Source organism: Sodalis sp. dw_96 (assembly GCF_018449575.1).
Lineage (GTDB): Bacteria > Pseudomonadota > Gammaproteobacteria > Enterobacterales > Enterobacteriaceae > Acerihabitans.
In genome coordinates, this window is record NZ_JAAVUT010000001.1 from 468,651 (window position 1) to 487,718 (window position 19,068).

General features: G+C 53.5%; 15 protein-coding genes. 10 read left to right on the forward strand and 5 right to left on the reverse strand.

Going from position 1 to position 19,068, the window contains the following annotated elements:
• Nucleotides 1–139: 139 nt before the first annotated feature.
• Complete coding sequence (locus HB631_RS02035; RefSeq protein ID WP_213989482.1) at nt 140–1,750, reverse strand: inorganic phosphate transporter; 1,611 nt, start codon at nt 1,748–1,750, stop codon at nt 140–142.
• Between the two features lie 462 nt (nt 1,751–2,212).
• On the opposite strand from HB631_RS02035, the gene HB631_RS02040 reads away from it, so the two are divergent.
• From HB631_RS02040 to HB631_RS02070, 7 genes are all read left to right on the forward strand, one after another.
• Entirely contained in the window at nt 2,213–2,911 is a 699-nt protein-coding gene (locus HB631_RS02040) for a FadR/GntR family transcriptional regulator (protein WP_213989483.1), read from the forward strand.
• Nucleotides 2,912–2,929: 18 nt separating this feature from the next.
• Nucleotides 2,930–3,823 carry a 2-dehydro-3-deoxygalactonokinase gene (locus HB631_RS02045; protein ID WP_213989484.1) on the forward strand — a complete coding sequence of 298 codons (894 nt, stop codon included), beginning with the start codon at nt 2,930–2,932 and terminating at the stop codon, nt 3,821–3,823.
• Nucleotides 3,810–4,433 carry a 2-dehydro-3-deoxy-6-phosphogalactonate aldolase gene (locus tag HB631_RS02050; RefSeq protein ID WP_213989485.1) on the forward strand — a complete coding sequence of 208 codons (624 nt, stop codon included), beginning with the start codon at nt 3,810–3,812 and terminating at the stop codon, nt 4,431–4,433. Before HB631_RS02045 ends, HB631_RS02050 begins: the two co-directional genes overlap by 14 nt.
• A gap of 738 nt (nt 4,434–5,171) precedes the next feature.
• Nucleotides 5,172–6,320, forward strand: a complete 1,149-nt coding sequence (gene dgoD, locus HB631_RS02055; protein ID WP_213989486.1) for a galactonate dehydratase — start codon at nt 5,172–5,174, stop codon at nt 6,318–6,320.
• A gap of 189 nt (nt 6,321–6,509) precedes the next feature.
• Nucleotides 6,510–7,838, forward strand: coding sequence for an MFS transporter (locus HB631_RS02060; RefSeq protein WP_213989487.1), 1,329 nt, complete (start codon nt 6,510–6,512; stop codon nt 7,836–7,838).
• 94 nt (nt 7,839–7,932) lie between these two features.
• Entirely contained in the window at nt 7,933–8,871 is a 939-nt protein-coding gene (locus tag HB631_RS02065; protein ID WP_213989488.1) for a 2-hydroxyacid dehydrogenase, read from the forward strand.
• A 260-nt stretch (nt 8,872–9,131) separates the two neighbouring features.
• Complete coding sequence (locus tag HB631_RS02070) at nt 9,132–10,421, forward strand: MFS transporter (protein ID WP_213989489.1); 1,290 nt, start codon at nt 9,132–9,134, stop codon at nt 10,419–10,421.
• Nucleotides 10,422–10,603: 182 nt separating this feature from the next.
• Here HB631_RS02070 and dppA read toward each other — a convergent pair whose 3' ends face one another.
• Nucleotides 10,604–12,190 carry a dipeptide ABC transporter periplasmic-binding protein DppA gene (dppA, locus tag HB631_RS02075; protein WP_213989490.1) on the reverse strand — a complete coding sequence of 529 codons (1,587 nt, stop codon included), beginning with the start codon at nt 12,188–12,190 and terminating at the stop codon, nt 10,604–10,606.
• Nucleotides 12,191–12,479: 289 nt separating this feature from the next.
• On the opposite strand from dppA, the gene HB631_RS02080 reads away from it, so the two are divergent.
• Both HB631_RS02080 and HB631_RS02085 read left to right on the forward strand, forming a co-directional pair.
• Nucleotides 12,480–13,319 carry a DMT family transporter gene (locus tag HB631_RS02080; RefSeq protein ID WP_213989491.1) on the forward strand — a complete coding sequence of 280 codons (840 nt, stop codon included), beginning with the start codon at nt 12,480–12,482 and terminating at the stop codon, nt 13,317–13,319.
• Between the two features lie 221 nt (nt 13,320–13,540).
• The gene (locus HB631_RS02085) at nt 13,541–14,671 is read left to right on the forward strand and encodes a serine hydrolase domain-containing protein (protein WP_255556751.1); all 1,131 of its coding nucleotides are present in this window, start codon (nt 13,541–13,543) and stop codon (nt 14,669–14,671) included.
• Between the two features lie 75 nt (nt 14,672–14,746).
• Here HB631_RS02085 and HB631_RS02090 read toward each other — a convergent pair whose 3' ends face one another.
• The 3 genes from HB631_RS02090 to HB631_RS02100 all read right to left on the reverse strand — a co-directional run bounded on the left by HB631_RS02090 (nt 14,747) and on the right by HB631_RS02100 (nt 17,596).
• A complete protein-coding gene (locus HB631_RS02090; protein ID WP_213989493.1) occupies nt 14,747–15,388 on the reverse strand; it encodes a response regulator transcription factor in 642 nt (213 codons plus the stop codon).
• A complete protein-coding gene (locus HB631_RS02095; RefSeq protein ID WP_213989494.1) occupies nt 15,381–16,892 on the reverse strand; it encodes a PAS domain S-box protein in 1,512 nt (503 codons plus the stop codon). The genes HB631_RS02090 and HB631_RS02095 overlap by 8 nt, the downstream gene beginning before the upstream one ends.
• Nucleotides 16,893–17,050: 158 nt before the next feature.
• Complete coding sequence (locus HB631_RS02100) at nt 17,051–17,596, reverse strand: RNA polymerase sigma factor (RefSeq protein ID WP_213989495.1); 546 nt, start codon at nt 17,594–17,596, stop codon at nt 17,051–17,053.
• A 155-nt stretch (nt 17,597–17,751) separates the two neighbouring features.
• Here HB631_RS02100 and HB631_RS02105 point away from each other — a divergent pair, with 155 nt between their 5' ends.
• Entirely contained in the window at nt 17,752–19,050 is a 1,299-nt protein-coding gene (locus HB631_RS02105) for a TyeA family type III secretion system gatekeeper subunit (RefSeq protein WP_213989496.1), read from the forward strand.
• Nucleotides 19,051–19,068 lie beyond the last annotated feature (18 nt).

Below are 19,068 nucleotides of genomic sequence, written 5' to 3' on the forward strand. Positions count from 1 at the left end.
CTGACTGTATCTGGCGAAACCATGGGATCATTAGGGCACAGATAAAGGCATAAAGGTTTGACTGAGAGCAATAACGAACATGAAACGAAACTAAAATGCGCGTTAAAATCCATTTATGTGATTGCCGTCATACCCGCGGTCAGAAATGACTGAACAGCCAATACAGCACCGCCGACAGCAAGATCGAGGCCGGCAGCGTCAGGACCCAGGCCATCAGCAGATTGCGCAGCGTGGACATTTGCAGACCGGATTTGTTGGCCGCCATGGTGCCGGCGACGCCGGAAGAGAGCACATGGGTGGTGGAAACCGGCAGGCCAAAAGAGTCCGCCGCGCCGATGGTAATCATCGCCACCACTTCGGCGCTGGCGCCCTGGGCGTAGGTAAGATGGGTTTTACCGATCTTCTCCCCCACGGTGACCACAATGCGCCGCCAGCCCACCATGGTGCCCAGGCCCAGGGCGATGGCCACCACCACCTTGACCCACAGCGGTATAAAGCGGGTCGCGCTGTCAAGGCCGCTTTTCAGCGCAGTCAGGTTCTTCAAGGTGCCGGCCGGCAGCGTAAGGGATTTCTCCGCCTTCAGGCGCTTGATGGTTTCAGAAGCCAGGTACATATCGTTGCGGGTATTGGAAACCGCGCGCGCCGGGATCTTGTCCATCGAACCGTAGCGGCTGAGCTCATTGCCGATGGTGCTGATGAGCTGCGCCAGGGCGGGTATCACCTCCGGCGTCAGCGTGCTTGCGCTGACATAACCCGTCAGCACCGTGCGGGCGGGCGCATTGCCGACGGCGGGGAACTGCTGCAATAAATCGTTTTTGACGGTGGTTGACAGGGCGGCCACCTGCGGGGCTTGCTCCGGCGGCAGGGCGCGGTTCAGGGCATAGGCGATGGGCATGGTGCCCACCAGGATCAGCATAATCAGCCCCATGCCTTTCTGCCCGTCATTAGAGCCATGGGCAAAAGACACGCCGGTGCAGGTCAGGACCAGCAGGCCGCGGATCCACATCGGCGGCGGGGTATCGCCTTTGGGCGCGTCATAGATCCGGCGGTTTTTGACGAACACCTTCATCACCAGCAACAGCAGCCCCGAGAACACAAAACCCACAATCGGCGAAAGCAGCAGTGAATAGCCGATGCTGATAGCCTGGTCCCAATCGACGCCGCTGGCGCCGGTGCGGCCGTGGATCAGCGCATTGGCGACGCCGACGCCGATAATGGAGCCAATCAGCGTATGGGATGAGGATGACGGCAAACCAAGCCACCATGTGCCCAGATTCCAGATGATGGCGGAAAACAGCAGGGCGTAGACCATGGCGAAGCCATTGCCGGTGCCCGCCTGCAGAATAAGCTCCACCGGCAACAGGGAGATGATGCCGAAAGCCACAATACCGCTGGAGAGCACCACCCCGAGGAAGTTAAAAAAGCCTGACCAGACCACCGCCACCATCGGCGACAAGGAGTGGGTATAGATAACGGTCGCCACCGCGTTGGCGGTGTCATGAAAACCGTTGACGAATTCGAAGCCAAGGGCAATCAGCAGGGCCAGTCCCAATAACAGGAAGGGGACGTAGCTGGTATATTCCTCACCGGCGTTGGTGACGTCACGAAATAAATTCACCCCGGCGAAAGCGATGCCGAGTACCAAGAGGAGGATAAAAAAAAGAACAGAGGTACGGCTGTTCTTTTTATATATTTTCGGCATCCCGGGGGCGGCTTGCGCACCCTGCCGAATGGCGCTGTTATCGCTCATAAGTGACCCTTATCCTGATATACCCGTCATACTTCACGTTGCCGCCTTGCCGCAACTCGAATTATTCAGGATATAGATGCCATAAAAAGATGCCTTGGAAAAATCGTCATTGACCTTTTCGCGTGCGTTTAAAGTATTGGCAATAAATGTGACTTTTATATGACAAAAAAGTTAATCGTTAGGTATATGGCGTGGAACCGAGAGCTTATTCACAAAGGGGAGGAACAATGCGGGCCACAGGCTCATCCCGTGGTGCGGCGGTAGAGCTGGACGAGCCGGGGAAAGGAAAGAAACCGGAGAAGGGAAGAGGTAAAATGTGATCTGTATTGTAGTACAATATAAATTTATGATGCTACAATAATCCTGAGTTTGCGGCCGACCTGCTTAAAATTGTGCGGCGGTTCAGCGTCATAAAGCCATAAAATGATAAAGTGACGTTATTTTTCACCTCTTGGAATTTTTATGGACCGTCAGACGTTAAGCAAAACCGATCGCATTATTCACGAAATGGGCCAGCAGATTGTCAGCGGCAAATATATCCCCGGCACCGGACTGCCGTCGGAAGCGGAGCTTTGCGAGGAGTTTGAAACCTCCCGCAACATTATCCGCGAAGTGCTGCGCGCGCTGATGGCCAAGAGTCTGATAGAAATCATCCGCTACCGCGGGGCTTTTGTCTGCATGCGCAACAAATGGAACTACCTGGATACCGATGTCCTGCAATGGGTTCTGGCGATGGATTACGACCCGCGCCTGATTGCCTCGCTAACGGAAGTCCGTCATCTGGTGGAACCCACCATCGCCCGATGGGCGGCCGAACGGGCAACGTCCAGCGAGCTGGCGGTTATCGAGACGGCGCTAAACGACATGATTGCCAACAGCCACGATCGTGACGCCTTTAACGAAGCGGATATCCGCTATCACCAGGCGGTACTGAGCGCGGTGCATAACCCGGTATTGCAACAGTTGGGCGTTGCCATCAGTTCCTTACAGCGCGCGGTGTTTGAACGCACCTACATGGCGGATGAAAGCAATATGCCGCGGACGCTGAAAGAGCATCAGAATCTCTACGACGCCATCCGACATCAAGACAGCGTGGCGGCGGAACAAGCGGCGGTCACCATGATCGCCAGCTCGACCCAGAGGTTGAAGGACATTACATGAGCAGTTGAAGGATATTACATGAGCAAGAGTTATATCGCTATTGATTGGGGATCGACGAATCTACGGGCCTGGCTCTATCTTGACGGCGTACTGGCGGATACCCGGCAGTCGGAAGCCGGCGTCACCCGGCTGAACGGCCGTACGCCGGAGCAGGTCTTTCACGAAGTGACAGGACCCTGGCGGCGTCACGGGGCGCCGGTGATCATGGCCGGCATGGTGGGCAGCAACGCCGGCTGGATATCGGTTCCCTATTTACCCTGTCCCACGAGCCTCTCTTCCCTGGCGGGCCGCCTTACCCGCGTTGAACAAGCAGCCCCGCTGGCGGCCTGGATTATTCCCGGCATCAGTATCATCAGCGATAACAACTGCAATGTGATGCGCGGGGAAGAGACCCAGTTGCTGGGAGCCTACCGCACCCAGCCCTCATCCCTATATCTGATGCCCGGCACGCACTCCAAGTGGGTACGCGTGGACGACGGCGTTATTAATGATTTCCGCACCGTGATGACCGGCGAATTGCACCATCTTCTCATCAAGCAGTCGCTGATCGGCGTCGGATTGACCGAACAGCGGCCGAATCCGGCGGTATTCCGCCAAGGGATGGAACAGGGTTTTGCCCAGAGCAATATTTTGCGCTGCCTATTTGAAATCCGCGCCGCCCATGTGTTGGGTCAGCTGGATAAAAGCGCGGTGAGCGAATGGCTCTCCGGACTGCTAATCGGTAATGAAGTGGCGCAAATGCGGCGCGACTGGAACATCGCCAAAGGCGAAACGGTGACGGTTATCGGCAATCCGCAGCTTGCCGCCCGCTATCAGCAGGCATTGGAATATGCCGATCTTCACCACAGGCTGCTGGATGGCGACGAGACCTTTCAGGCTGGAATAAGGAGCATAATAAATGAGCTGGAATAATAGACTACCCTTGATTGCCATTTTGCGCGGCATTACCCCCGGCGAGGTGTCGGAACAAATTGAGGTATTACTGGAGGCGGGTTTTGAAGCGGTGGAAATCCCGCTGAACTCGCCGGACTGGCAAGAGAGCATCGGTACGGCGGTAAAAACCTACGGCCATCGGGCGTTAATCGGCGCCGGCACGGTGCTCAAACCGGGACAGGTGGATATTCTGGCGGCCCTGGGCTGCAAGCTGCTGGTGACGCCGAATATCAATGCGGAAGTCATTCACCGCGCCGTAAGTTACGGCATGGAAGTCTGTCCCGGCTGCGCCACCGCCACGGAAGCCTTTACCGCATTAGACGCCGGCGCTCAGGCGTTGAAAATTTTTCCGTCGGTGTCTTTCGGGCCGGATTATATCAAGGCCCTCAAGGCAGTATTGCCGCCGGACGTTCCGGTGTTTGCCGTCGGCGGCGTTTCGCCGGAAAATCTTCACCAGTATATCAAAGCGGGCTGCATCGGCGCGGGATTGGGCAGCGATTTGTATCGCGCCGGGCAGCCGTTAAGCCGAACCAGGCAGCAGGCGGAAGCCTTTGTTCGCGCCTATAAAGAGGCGATGGCGCAACGCTGAGCGAGCGCCACATGGCGCGCTAGGCCCGCCATCACCCTACCTTGAACCGGGCATGTTAAAGCGAGCGCGTGTTAAAGAGAGCGCGTGTTAAAGGGAGAGCGCGTGTTAAAGGGAGAGCGTGCCAATGAGGTCGAATCGGGCGTGGTTTTTTCGCCCGACCGAGTGCCTCATGGCGCGCTAGGCCCGCCATCACCCTACCTTGAACCGGGCATGTTAAAGTGAGTGCGTGTTAAAGGGAGACCGTGTTTGCTGAGGCCGGGTCGAAGCGGGCGTGGTTTTCCCCCCCCGCCGGAGTAGCCGTCTTTCAAGTCAACAACTTTGACAAGCTTTCACCCGATATTTTTATCCTATGGCGGCCGTTTATGCAGCACTTCAAGCCCAAACGCTGCCCGGTCAGGACAGGATGCTAGATCGTAAACACGCCGTGAATACGTCCATGTAGGCTCGATCCGCGCCATCCCTGGCGCGGACGGTTTACTCTTCCAGCACCCTGTCCCTCCCCATTAACTTCATGCACATTGGCCAAATCGAACCCGTGCCCGCCATCACCGGACATACAACGAGCAGGTCCAGCCTTTTCCATAACGCTGATTTTTTAACTAGCTGCGCTGACCTCCCAGCGGATTTATCAAAGTGTGATCCGCATTGTAGTACAATATTAAATCATGGTGCTACAATCGAAGCCATAATAGAACCAACAGCTAACGCATGCCGTTATTGGCTTAGAAGGAAAAGAAAATGAAAGTAACAAAGCTGACCACCTACCGCCTGCCGCCGCGCTGGATGTTTCTCAAGGTGGAAACCGACGAAGGCATTACCGGGTGGGGCGAACCGGTGATTGAAGGACGTGCGCGCACGGTGGAAGCGGCGGTGCATGAACTTTCCGAATACGTTATCGGCAAGGATCCGGCACGCATCAACGACATCTGGTCAACGCTTTATCGCGGCGGTTTTTATCGCGGCGGCCCCATCCTGATGAGCGCCATCGCCGGTATCGACCAGGCGCTATGGGATATCAAAGGCAAGGCGCTGGGGGTGCCGGTGTATCAACTGCTGGGAGGGTTGGTGCGTGACAAGATCAAAGCCTACAGCTGGGTAGGGGGGGATCGTCCCTCCGACGTTATCGCCGGCATGAAAAAACTCACCGAAATCGGTTTTGATACCTTTAAGCTTAACGGCTGCGAGGAAATGGGCCTCATTGATAATTCGCGCAAAATCGACGCCGCGGTGGCGGTGGCGGCCCAGGTGCGTGAAGCCATGGGGAACAGCGTGGAATTTGGACTGGATTTTCACGGCCGCGTAAATGCGCCCATGGCGAAGCTTCTGATCAAAGAGCTGGAACAGTACCGGCCGCTGTTTATCGAAGAGCCGGTATTGGCGGAGCAGGCGGAATACTACCCGCGCCTGGCGGCGCAAACCGCCATTCCCATTGCCGCCGGCGAACGCATGTTCTCCCGTTATGAATTCAAACGCGTTCTGGCCAACGGCGGTCTGGCCATTGCCCAACCGGATCTTTCCCACGCCGGCGGCATTACCGAATGCCTGAAAATCGCCTCGATGGCCGAAGCCTATGACGTGGCGCTGGCGCCGCACTGCCCGCTGGGTCCCATTGCGCTGGCGTCCTGTTTGCACGTTGACTTTGTTTCCTATAACGCGGTATTGCAGGAGCAAAGTATGGGTATTCATTATAACCAGGGCGCTGAACTGCTGGATTACGTTATTAATAAAGACGACTTCAAAATGACGGACGGTTATTTTTATCCGTTAACCAAACCCGGACTGGGCGTGGAAATCAATGAACAGCTGGTTATTGAGCGCAGCAAAAACGCCGGCGACTGGCGTAACCCGGTATGGCGTTACCCTGACGGCGCGGTGGCGGAATGGTAACCAACGCCGGGCGGCATTAATGTATTGATACGGGATGGAATCCCACTACCTATGGGAAGCGGCCATACTGCTTATAGAGAATACCCACGGTTGGCCGCGGCATTAAAAAAATAGACCCTACTATAATTCGCCATGACCGATATAAGGCGTCCTATGCCTGCAATTCGGCCATAGCTAAAAGGTGATGATATGACTATCGATCTCGGCGCCTCGACTATCAGCAAGCTCAATTTAAAAATTATCCCATTTATTATTATCTGCTATTTTATTTCCAATCTCGACAAGACCAATATTTCGGTAGCCGCATTACAGATGAATGCCGATCTGGGTTTGACCACCAGTATGTATGGGTTAGGGGTAGGGATGTTTTATATTTCCTACATTCTATTTGAAGTGCCGAGCAATATCATCATGACCCGGGTCGGCGCCAAACTCTGGATCGCCCGCATCATGATCACCTGGGGCCTGGTGAGTACCGGTATGGGGTTTGTCCATACCCCGACCCAGCTCTATATCATGCGATTTCTACTGGGTATGGCGGAAGCGGGCTTTGCTCCCGGTATTATTTATTATATTTCCTGCTGGTTCCCGAAAAGCAACCGGGCCAGGGCCATGTCATTCTTCTATATGGGTTCGGTACTGGCTTCCATTATCGGCCTGCCCATTTCCGGCAGCATACTGGGAATGCACGGCCTGGCCGATATCGCAGGCTGGCGCTGGCTGTTCTTTATCGAGGGCACGCCGGCAGTGGTCATGGGCATTCTGGTGCTGTTCTACCTGTCGGATACTCCCGAAAAAGCCCAATGGCTGAGCGCTGAACAAAAAGGCTGGCTAAAGAACAAGCTGGAGCAAGATAACGCCGGCGCGGTGGTGGATAAAACCCATTCCTGGGGCAGCGCCTTCAAGAATAAAGTGGTGTGGCTGCTGAGCCTGGTGTGGTTCCTGCAGGCATTTTGCTCTATAGGGATCACGCTGTTTTTACCGCTGATACTCAAAAGCATGGCGGCGGACAAAAGCAACTTTGTTATTAGCCTGCTGGCGGCGGTGCCCTTTGTTTTTGCCTGCCTGTTTATGTACCTTAACGGCCGCCATTCCGATACCACTAAAGAGCGCGCCCTGCATCTGGGTGTCCCCCTGATTATCTCTGGCGTGTTATTGGCTGTTTCGATTTACTGCGCCAATGTATGGCTGGCCTATCTATTGCTGGTATTAACCGTCGGCTTTAATTTTGCCTTAACGCCGATATTCTGGGCGGTCACCACCGAAAAACTCACCGGTGTGGCGGCAGCGGCCTCCATTGCCTTTATCAACGCCATCGCCAACTTCGCCGGACTGGGCTTGCCCCCTCTGCTGGGAAAAATCAAAGACGTGACCAACAGCTACCATTACGGGCTGCTGATTATCGCCGTCGCGCTGATTATCGGCGGCATCGTCGGTATATTTGTCGCCAGAACCCGGGCGCCGTCGGCGGAATACCCGCTTATCCAGGCTGCCGACAAACGCGCCCGCAGTCAATAAGGCGGGGCGGGATGATAAAGGAATATACCGTGCCGGCACTTTGTCGACAAACTCATCATCAATTCTCTATAACATTTATTTTCAGGTAAATATTATGACCTATTCCGTAATGAAAGCCGCAATGCTGCCCGACGCGCTGACTCGCCGCCTGGGGGAAAATTTCCAGATGGCGGACTATGCGCTGCTGACCGGACAGGACCGGCAGGTTTTATCCCAACAGGCGCGCGTGCTGGTGGTCAACGGCGAATCGACGGTTACCGAGGACTTTATCGCCCGGTTTCCCGCCCTGGAGCTGATTGCGGTATTTGGCGTCGGTTATGACGGCGTGGATGTGGCGGCGGCCCAACGCCGCGGCATCCGGGTTTCCAATACCCCTGATGTGTTAACGGACGATGTGGCGGATATGGCGATGGGATTGATGCTGGCGGCTTCCCGGCAAATAGTCGGCGCCCAGCGGTTTATCGAGCAGGGCGGCTGGGACGATGGCGGTTATCCCTGGACCAAAAAGGTCTCAGGCGGGCGGCTCGGCATTGTCGGTATGGGACGTATCGGCCATGCCATCGCAAAACGCGCCGCCGCCTTTGATATGGTTATCGCCTATCACGATTACCGCCGGCAGCCGGACAGCCGGTGGCAATATTTTGACGCTATTGCTGAACTGGCCGCCGCAAGCGACTATTTGATGGTTTGCGTGAACGGCGGCGAGAAAACCCGCTCGCTTATTAACGCGCCCATCATGGCCGCGCTGGGGTCGGAGGGGATCCTGATCAATATCGCCCGGGGTACGGTGGTGGACGAAGCGGACCTGATTCAGGCGCTGGACAGCGGTGCTATCGGCGGGGCGGGGCTTGACGTGTTTTCCAATGAGCCCCATGTTCCGGCGGCGTTGTTCAATCGCCCCAATGTGGTGATAACGCCCCATATGTCCAGCGCGACCCATGCCACCCGCAAAGCAATGTCGGATTTGGTGTTTGATAATGTCGCCGCTTATTTAGCTGGCCGGCCGCTGCTATCGCCGGTGGCGCCTTATTAATCCGGGAGCCGCATAGCGAAAATGTGATCCGCATTGTAGTACAATAATAATAAATAGCGCTACAATAACGACAATATAATGTCTCTTTTCCCGGCTATAAGTATCGATAATGTCGGTACGGATTAGCAATAGAGACTTCAGGATAACGGTGAAATAACGATGCGTAAATAAACGCAGAGGATACTTTTGCTCTAAGAAAATTGGCGGTTTATTTTCCGCCGTTCCCTACCTATTTCCTTTGCATCAACAGGATGAACGAGATGGATATTTCTATTACCGCGGCACCGACCAAAAGGCGTTATTTGACGCTGCTGATGATCTTTATTACGGTGGTGATCTGTTACGTTGACCGCGCCAACCTGGCTGTGGCATCGGCGCATATTCAGCAGGAATTCGGCATTGATAAGGCCCGAATGGGATATATATTTTCGGCCTTTGCCTGGACCTATACGATTTGCCAGATACCCGGCGGCTGGTTTCTTGATCGCGTAGGATCGAAGATGACCTATTTTATCGCCATCTTCGGCTGGTCGTTAGCCACCCTAGGGCAGGGATTCACCCATGGTTTAACCGCCTTGCTCGGTCTGCGGGCCATTACCGGCATGTTTGAAGCCCCGGCTTTCCCCACCAATAACCGCATGGTTACCAGCTGGTTTCCGGAACAGGAGCGTGCTTCCGCCGTCGGCTTTTTTACCTCAGGCCAGTTTGTCGGCCTGGCTTTTCTGACCCCGTTGCTGATTTGGATCCAGGAAATGCTCAGCTGGCATTGGGTCTTTATCATCACCGGCGCCATCGGGCTTATCTGGTCGATTATCTGGCACTTTGTTTACCAGTCCCCCAGAAAGAGCAAAGGCATTAACGCCGCGGAGCTGAACTATATCGCCGCCGGCGGCGGCATGATTGACGGCGACGCGCCGAGCGAAAAGAAAATGCGCACCCCCATGTCCGCCGCCGATTGGAAGCTGGTTTTCAACCGTAAGCTGGTGGGGGTGTATCTCGGCCAATTTGCCGTGACGTCCACGTTGTGGTTCTTTTTAACCTGGTTCCCCAATTATTTGACGCAGGAAAAGCATATCGGCGCGCTCACCGCCGGTTTCATGACCACGGTACCTTTCCTGGCCGCTTTCTTTGGCGTGCTGCTGTCGGGTATTTTCGCCGATCGCATGGTAAAAAGCGGGAAATCCATCGGTTTTGCCCGTAAAACGCCGATTATCTGCGGCTTGCTGCTCTCCACCTGCATTATGGGCGCCAACTATACCAATGATCCGGTCTGGATTATGGTGCTGATGGCGCTGGCCTTCTTCGGCAACGGCTTCGCGTCCATTACCTGGTCGCTGGTCTCGTCGCTGGCGCCGCTGCGGCTTATCGGCCTCACCGGCGGCGTATTCAACTTTGTCGGCGGACTGGGCGGCATCACCGTACCACTGGTGGTGGGCTATCTGGCGCAGGATTATGGATTTTCGCCGGCGCTGATTTATATCGCCGTGGTAGCCCTGCTGGGGGCGCTGTCGTATATTTGCCTGGTGGGTGAGGTTAAACGCGTCGGCTGATGACTGTTTCGGAGTCTACGCCATGGACGGCGCGGATCGAGCCTCCCTGGACGGATTTACGGCGTGTTTACGATCTGGCATCCTGTCCAGACCGGGCACTTTGTCAGCAAATTCATACGCCATTGAATGGTGAATGCGGGCCAGCGATGCGATCGGGCGGTAAATCAGCCCGATCGTTTCAATTACTCCAGTGAGACGATTTCAAAATGATGTTTGCGATCGACGATATAGCCTTTCACTTCCTTGCGTATCGGTTCATAAACGGTGGAATGCGCAATAAGCAGCGCCGGGGCCTGATCGTGCATAATGACCTGGGCCTGTTGGTAGAGCGCGGCGCGTTTCTGTTGGTCTGACTCGACGCGCGCGCTCTGGATAACGTCTTCAAACGGCTTATAGCACCATTTGGAATAGTTGGAGCCGTTTTGCGCGGCATCACAGCCGAATAACGTGGCGAAGAAGTTATCCGGATCGCCGTTATCGCCGGTCCAGCCCGCCATCATGGTCTGATGTTCGCCGTTTTTGGCCCGCTTCAAATATTCACCCCATTCGTAGGTCACTATCTGGGCCTTAACGCCGATTTTTGCCCAGTCAGACTGGATCAGTTCCGCCATCCGGCGCGCGTTGGGATTATAAGGACGCTGTACCGGCATGGCCCAGAGGTCGATGGCGAACCCCTGCGGCAGACCCGCTTCTTTCAATAATTTCCGGGCTTTAGCCGGATCGTAAGGAAAATCCTGCACTCGGTCGTTATAACCCCACATGATTGGAGGGATCAAATTTTTCGCCGCCTGTCCGCCGCCCAGATACACGGCGTTAATAATGGCTTTCTTGTCCACCGCCAAAATCAACGCTTGCCTTACTTTCAGCTGATCCAGCGGTTTTTTCTGCACGTTAAATGATAAATAGCCGACGTTCAGGCCCGGTTGTTCTTTTACGACGATATTTTTATCCGCCCGCATTTTGGCGATATCCGCCGGATTGGGGAAGGACATCACCTGGCATTCATTCTTTTGCAGCTTGGCGTAGCGTATGGAGGCATCCGGCGTAATGGAAAATACCAGATGGTCAATTTTAGGCTTATCGCCCCAGTAACCATCAAACGCTTTGTACAGAATCTTAGAGTCTTTTTGGTATTGCACCAATTGGAAGGGGCCGGTACCGATGGGCTGCAAATCCACTTTCTCCGGCGTCCCCGCCCTAAGCATAGCATCGGCATAGTCGGCGGAGATAATGGAGGCAAAATCCATCGCCAGGTCAGCCAGAAATGGCGACTCTGGTCGGGTTAAAACAAAACGGACGGTATAATCATCGATTTTTTCTATTTTACTGATTAATTTGTCCAACCCCATGCCCTGAAAATAGGGGTAACTTCCCCCGGAAACCTTGTGGTAAGGGTTATCACTGTCTTTTTGGCGGTTGAAGGTAAACACAATATCATCGGCGTTAAAATCACGTTTAGGGGTAAAATCCGCGTTACTCTGCCATTTTACGCCATGGCGTAAATGAAAGGTGTAGGTTTTATTATCGTTGCTGATATCCCATTTTTCCGCCAATCCCGGCTGAATGTCGGTGGTGCCTACTTTGAATTGCACAATACGATTATAAATCGGTATGGAGCTGGCATCATAGGTCGTGCCCGAGGTAAATAATTGCGGATTAAATCCCTCGGGAGAGCCTTCCGAACAATAAACCAACGTTTTTGCGGCAAGACTTGATGAAAAAAGTATCAATCCCAATTTAATAGCGGTATTTATCAAGCTGAATTTCACTGAGCACCTCGGTGGTTTCGGATACGTTTTTGAACATGTCCAAGGCAGGGGGTAAAAAACTAACAATAACGCCAGAACGGGTCAAAGAACTATTCCTGCTGCGTTAATACATAAAGTGGGATAAGAATTTTCATCAAATAAAAATAGAACCGGGATCAAATCATGTTAAGTCAGTGTGTTAATATGCTGTTTATAAGTAAGGCGCGGTTTGTTAACCTCTTTAAGGTTGAATAAATTCTCACTAAATTTCAAATAGAAAATCAATAAAATTATCAGATTAGGATTCGCAATGGCAATATTGATGGGTTTGCTTTCAGCGCTTTGCTGGGGTGGGACGGATTTTTTGGCGGGTTCCGCCGCCCGAAAGATCGGTGTTTACAAATCGCTGTTTTTCAGCCAAATTTTCGGTCTTCTGCTGCTTTCCGTCATAGTGCTGTACTCTTATGACCCCGTAAAACCGAGCGTCGGGAGTTTGTCGATATGTATCGCGGCCTCTGCTTGTAATCTTCTTGCCATGGTCTTTTTATTGAAGGCTCTGGCTATTGGCAAAGCAGCCATTGTTGCTCCTATAGCCTCTCTTTACGGCGCCATAACGACGCTGCTTTCTCTCCTGTCCGGTAATCCGCTCACCCCATTGATCCTGTTCAGCTTGGTTTTATGCGTGCTGGGCGCCTGCCTGACAAGTATTCCCAAATCAAGGGATGGTAAACGAGAATCTCCGGCATCCATTATATATGCATTCCTTTCTTCAATCATGTTTGGCGTGGGATTTTGGCTACAGGGTGAGTTTGCGGTGCATGCTTTTGGCGTTATCAATGCCCTATGGATTTATTATTGTACCGCAGTGGTAATCCTATTCATTTTTTTATGCGTAAAAAGAGATTTCGCCACTCCGCCCGCGTCTTTATTATCATTAATTTTCTCAATCAGCTTTTTTAGCCTGGTGGGTTTTTTCTCATTGGCCTACGGGGCAAAGTTAGGGCATGTGGCCATAGTGACCGTTTTAAGTTCATTGGCCAGCGGGGTCACCGCGCTTTTGGGCTTTATCATACGAGGAGAGCGTCTCAGTAAATTGCAGGGGATAGGATTGATGGTAATCATTACCGGTGTCATGCTGCTCAAAGTGTAGACTCGCCAACCCTCTTTTAGCTTTTCCCCCCGCGCATCCGTTATTTATAACCGGCCGCCGATAGACTATCATGCTGCGAATTCCTGGCCCGGCTCATGTTGGCTGAGGGCGTTTGCGTCGACGTATTGGTTTGATCGGAAATAATGGTAAATAAAAGAATAATGATTGTTTTGACATGTTGCTGCGCTTTAACGCTTTCAGCCTGCGGAACGCTATCGCGAATGCCGGTGGATACATCAAGCGTCGCCAGCCGGGATTTCGCCGCCAGCGGGAACCTTCGGGCACAGGTAGATAGCCTGGCCTTGCCTTTATTGGCCGCCAGGCAAATGCCGGGACTGGTGGTGGGTGTTCTGCAAGGCGATGGCAAAAAAACCATTTTCAGTTACGGCGTCACAGATGAACGGCACGGTTATAAAATCAACGGCGACACGCTGTTTGCCGTCGGTTCGGTCAGTAAGGGGTTTATGGCCGAAGTGACGGTGATATTAGTGCATAAGGGGGTGTTCCGCTGGGACGAAACATTGGAAACGCTGCTGCCTTCCACCGTGGCGTTAAGCAAGGATGCGCGCAAGATTACGCTGCTGCAGCTGGTAACCCATACCTCCGGCTTGCCGAGGCAGATGCAGTCGGTGGAAATGCTAACTTCATTTATTAATTATTTATTTACCGGGGAAAATTTTTATCATTCATTGGATAACGACCACATGCTGAATTATTTGGCCGATTTCCACAAGCCGGATAAAGTCGAGCCCCGATATTCCAATCTGGGTTATGCCTTGCTGGATTATATCCTGCGCAAACGCACCGGTAAAAATGTCAATCAACTGCTGGCGGAAAATATTACCCGCCCGCTGGGTCTTACCCATACCGGTTACGATCCCCGGCTTCTGCCGGGCTATGCTCAACGCGCCATCGGCCATGCCGGAGACCAGCCCAAATTCATCCGTCGCGGTCAACCGGTGCCCGATTGGTATTTCTCCTCCTCTATGTTGGGTGCCGCCGGTCTGTATACCAACGCCGACGATCTGCTGACCTATGCCCAGGCCCATATGCGGCCCACCGGTTATCCGGCGCTGGATGCGGCGTTGCAGGATTCGCTGAACGTACGTTTTGACCGTACCAGGGAAGCGGCGGCCATTGCCTGGGTCGTCGATGACGTCGGAAAGCAGCGCATCACTTACCAGGTGGGGTTTATCGGCGGTTACTCCAGCTATATCGGCCTGGACACCCGGCACAAAACCGCGGTAGTGGTGCTGCAAAACAGTTTTAACTGGACCAATAATATTGGCCATCGTTTATTGCAGCGGATGGGGGAGGCCGCGGATGAAAAAGCGGACGCATCGGGCAAATGACAATAATTTATTGTTGATATAGTCCATTTGGCCGGGCCGGTAAGAACGCGCGCGTCCAATGCCGTCCAGGCAATATTACTGTACCAGCTTGTGGGTTATGGCGTATTTAACAATATCGGCGTTACTGGAAAATTTCATTTTTCCCATCATACGCGATTTATAGGTGCTCACCGTTTTATTGCTGATGGCCAGCGCTTCGGCGATGGCATTGATCGTCTCCCCATGGGCCAGCATGATCATGATTTGCCGTTCTCGCATGGTCAGGTTTTCATGGGGGGCGCCGTCCCCGTGATGGTGATCATAAAAAACAATCTGTTCGGCGAGATCGTGGTCGATATAGGGCGAACCGGCGGCCACCCGCCGTATGGCCGCCAGCAGGGTTTCGGGATTTTTGTCTTTGGTGATATAACCCAGTGCGCCGGTATTCAATACCCGGCGCACGATTTGCGGTTCGTTATACATGCTCAGCACCAGTATGGGCAGAGACTTATATTGAGAAATAATGCGGCGGATTAAATCTTCGCCGCTGATGCCGGGCATGGAAATATCCAGCAGCAGCAGGTCCACTTCGCCATAGCGCAGCCGTTCCAATACCTGCCCGCCGTCGGCGGCTTCAGCCACCACTTCGATAGATTTATCCAGCGAAAAAATCTGTTTAAGGCCTTCGCGCATAATGGCATGGTCATCGGCGATAATCAGGCGTATCGGTTTACACATGATCCGCTCCTCCCGCCGTGGGCTGATTTTTCTCGCGCAGCGCTGTTTTGGCGGTTTGCAGAGGGAAGGTCAACCGGACCAGCGTGCCTTCGCCTGGCTTGCTCTCAATTTCGGCTTCGCCCCCCAGCATCAACCCGCGTTCTTTGATGCCTAATAGCCCGAAGGCGTTTTTCCGGACGCGCCCGGTCTGAAAACCAACGCCGTTGTCTTTTACCTGGATGATGATCGTTTTCTGCAGCCGTTTCACAATAATATACACTTTGCTGGCCGACGCATGGCGGGTGATATTGGTCAATGACTCCTGTACGACACGGAAGGCCGCGGTAACGGAGGCGTCATCAAGCTGGAGATTTTTTTCTGCCGGCGCTATCAGCACGCAGTCGACGGCGTTCCTTTTGACAAACTCATCTCGTAGCCACTCCAACGCCGGGATCAGTCCCATATTCAGCATATTGGGCCGTAAACGGGTTGAGACATCCCGCACAACCTGAATAGTGCTGTTCATGAGATTCATCAGATCTTCCACCTGTAATTGCAGCGCCGCCGGTTTGGCCGGTGGCTGCATGCGGATAAGCGACAATCCCACCCGCAGCGAGCTTAAATGTTGCCCCAGTTCATCATGTATTTCCCGGGCCAGATGCTTGCGTTCCACTTCCCTGACGGTTTCCTGATTACGCGCCAGTAAACGCAATTGCTGATGTGCTTCCCGCAGTTCATTTTCAGCCTGGCGGATATTCGTAATATCGCGCCCTACCGCCAGGATGGAATCCATCTCACCGCGCAGGTTGTATTCCGGCACGCAGCGCACATGCAATATCATGACGTTGCCGTGCAGGTTCAGGGCCAGCTCGTCTTCGGCGCATTCCGCGCCCGCCAGCGTGCGCGCCATGAGCTGGAACAGTCGCATACCCGGCTCGTCCAGCGGCACGCTCTCGGTCGGTCGCCAGCCCCGTACCTGCGCCGCGCCGCAGCCAAGATAATGCAAAATGGAGGGGCTGGCGTAGCGGCACGCCATCTTTAAATCGAAGCGGGCTATCATATCGGGGGAATTTTCCACCAACGTGCGAAATTGCTTTTCACGGATATTATGCAATCGTTCCTGGCGTTTTAGTTCCCGCATATCCCTCACCACGCATATGATGTGCACCATCCCGTTATGACTGAAATGGCTGGAACTGACTTCCACCGGGATCAATTCTCCGCAGCGGTGCGTATGTTGCGAGGTAAAAATAATGCCTTCCGGCCTGGTGCTCATGTTCCACCACAAGTCGGCGACATCAGGATCTTTCAGTTCATGCTCAATTTCGGTGAATGCCAGGTTGAGAAGTTCCTGGCGAGAATAACCCAACATTGAACAGGCGCGATCGTTGATATATTTGAAATTAAAATCCAGGTCAATTATATAAATCGCATCGTAAATACGATTCAAGGCGATATCGGGCAGATTCTCCCAGTGGTTTTCATCTTTCCCATCGCGTGAATAGGGAGGAGGTGGTAATGACATGCTTTTTCCTCTTTTCTTCAGTAGTTATCAGATCTGAATCATGATTCTCCGCTAAAAAGATCAAAGAGGAGTCCATTAGTCTTTATCGACATGAAAAGAAAAATAGTGAAAAATCCGCAAGTCAGCGTGGCTCCTTATGTTATTGGTAACCGGTCTATTTAAGAATAAACCCGCGCTTTCAGCACTTCACGGGCGCGGGACAAACGAGAACGAACGGTGCCCACCGGGATATGCAAACTGACCGCCACATCCTGATAACTGCCATCCTGATCAATCAGGATGGCCAACATTTGCCTGATGTCGATGGGCAGTACCGCAATGGAATTCAAGGTGAGATTCAACAGTCTATAGCTCTCAACAATATCGCTCGGGTCGCTATAGGCCTGGGGTGCCGGCATAATGTCATCATCCAGCGCATCAAATAGATAACGCCCGCGCTGGTTTCTGTAATAGCTGCGGATTAAATTCACCGCAATACCGAATACCCAGGTTTCAGGACGGGATGCTCCGGTAAATTTGTGGCAGTTACGCAGAACTTCCAGGTAGGTCATTTGCGCGAGATCTTCCACATCTTCTTTATTTCCCACCCGATGACGAATGAAATTAAGTAATTTTTTACCGTGCTGGCGAAAAATATTTTCCCAGTCAATACCTAACGGAAGTGGTGGCGCCTGGAACTGTTTAGCCTGCATTGAATTGATCATACTCTACTCCAAAAGAAGTTGATGATGATAGTGGCAGGGCTATCGCAAGGTTTATGCCAGAACCAATGGCGAGGTTAACTGGTTGTTTTATTTATTATCCGTTTTGTTTCCCGGAATATTCTGAGAAAAAAGCCGGTAAAAAGGGAAATAACGCCATGCCAGTTATGACACTAATAACCTGGCAAAATAATCACGCTAAAAACGATATTTTTATTACGGCGGGGGGAACCCGCACCGTCTTTATCTCCACAGAAGGGGAGTGTTCAATCCGTGGGGGCAAGACGACAATGATAAAAATACCCGCTTCTTTAGCTCCGATGCAGCCTGCCTTGAGTTCTTTGCTCAAAGATAAGGATATCTCCCTGCCGAAGGAGGATGAGACGGAGGTGGGTCAGGGCGTGGCGGAAGCGGATTCGTTGAGTGATTCCCTGGAAGAAATTGGCGCGATGTTCAGTGAAAAAGTGGAGGGCCACGCCAAATCACTGGGCCGCAGCCAGTTGCAAAGAGGCTCGTGGCGCGGCAGGGGCGCGGTGGAAAAGATTGAACACCTCAGCGAGCTTTACCAACTGCTGGAAAGTCAACAACAGGCGCGTCTGGAGGCGCAGCTCAGCGCCATCCGGAGTGCGCTGCAACGCTCGTCCTCAGACCCGACGGATCCGATAACGGTGGAAAGGCTGATCGAGGCGGCCGATCACGACGCGGCGCGCTGCAATTTATTATTGCGCATGACCCTGCACAAGGCGGAAAACAGCGGCGATGAGCTGACCGCGGCGGCGGCAAGCCACGGGCTGGATGTGCTGCTGCATGAGCGCGGCGAGGAGGTGCGCGCCGGCATGAATACCGCCGGCGCCATCGCCGGATTTACCGGCGATCCGCAGGAAAAGCAGGCGCTGCGCAACCTGTACTATCAGACCATCCATGACTATCAGCCCCAGCCTCAGCCCCACACCTCCGCCTATGGGATATTCGATATGCTGCTGGCCTATATAAAAGATCGGGGCCAGCACTATTTCACTACCGTGTTGCGAACCTTTCAGCGTGCGCTGGCGGACGATATCGCCGCCCTGGCGCCATCCATTACCCTGGGGGCGCTGCGTCTGATTCAGGCAGGGTTGAACAAAGCCGGCCAGCTCAGCCATACGCTGGCCGCCAGTGCGCAGCTGCTTGAACGCCTGGACGGCAAGCTGCCTTTGCAGCCGGTCAGCGGCGTCGATCTGACGCGCCGTCTGATTCACATCAGCCACAACGGGGTGTATAGCCGCGACCTGTTCGATCTGGGCAAGGATACCGTCGGGGACAATCCCCGTCACCTTGCCCTGTTTTTCAGCGGATTGCATCCGGTGGTTTATCAAATGCCCGCCGCGCTCTGGCAGGATGCCAAAAACCGTACCACCGCGCTGACTTTACTGCGCGCCATGATAACCCATTTGGCGGCGCGGGAAAAACGAGGGTGAGCCGCAGGTCTTGTCAAG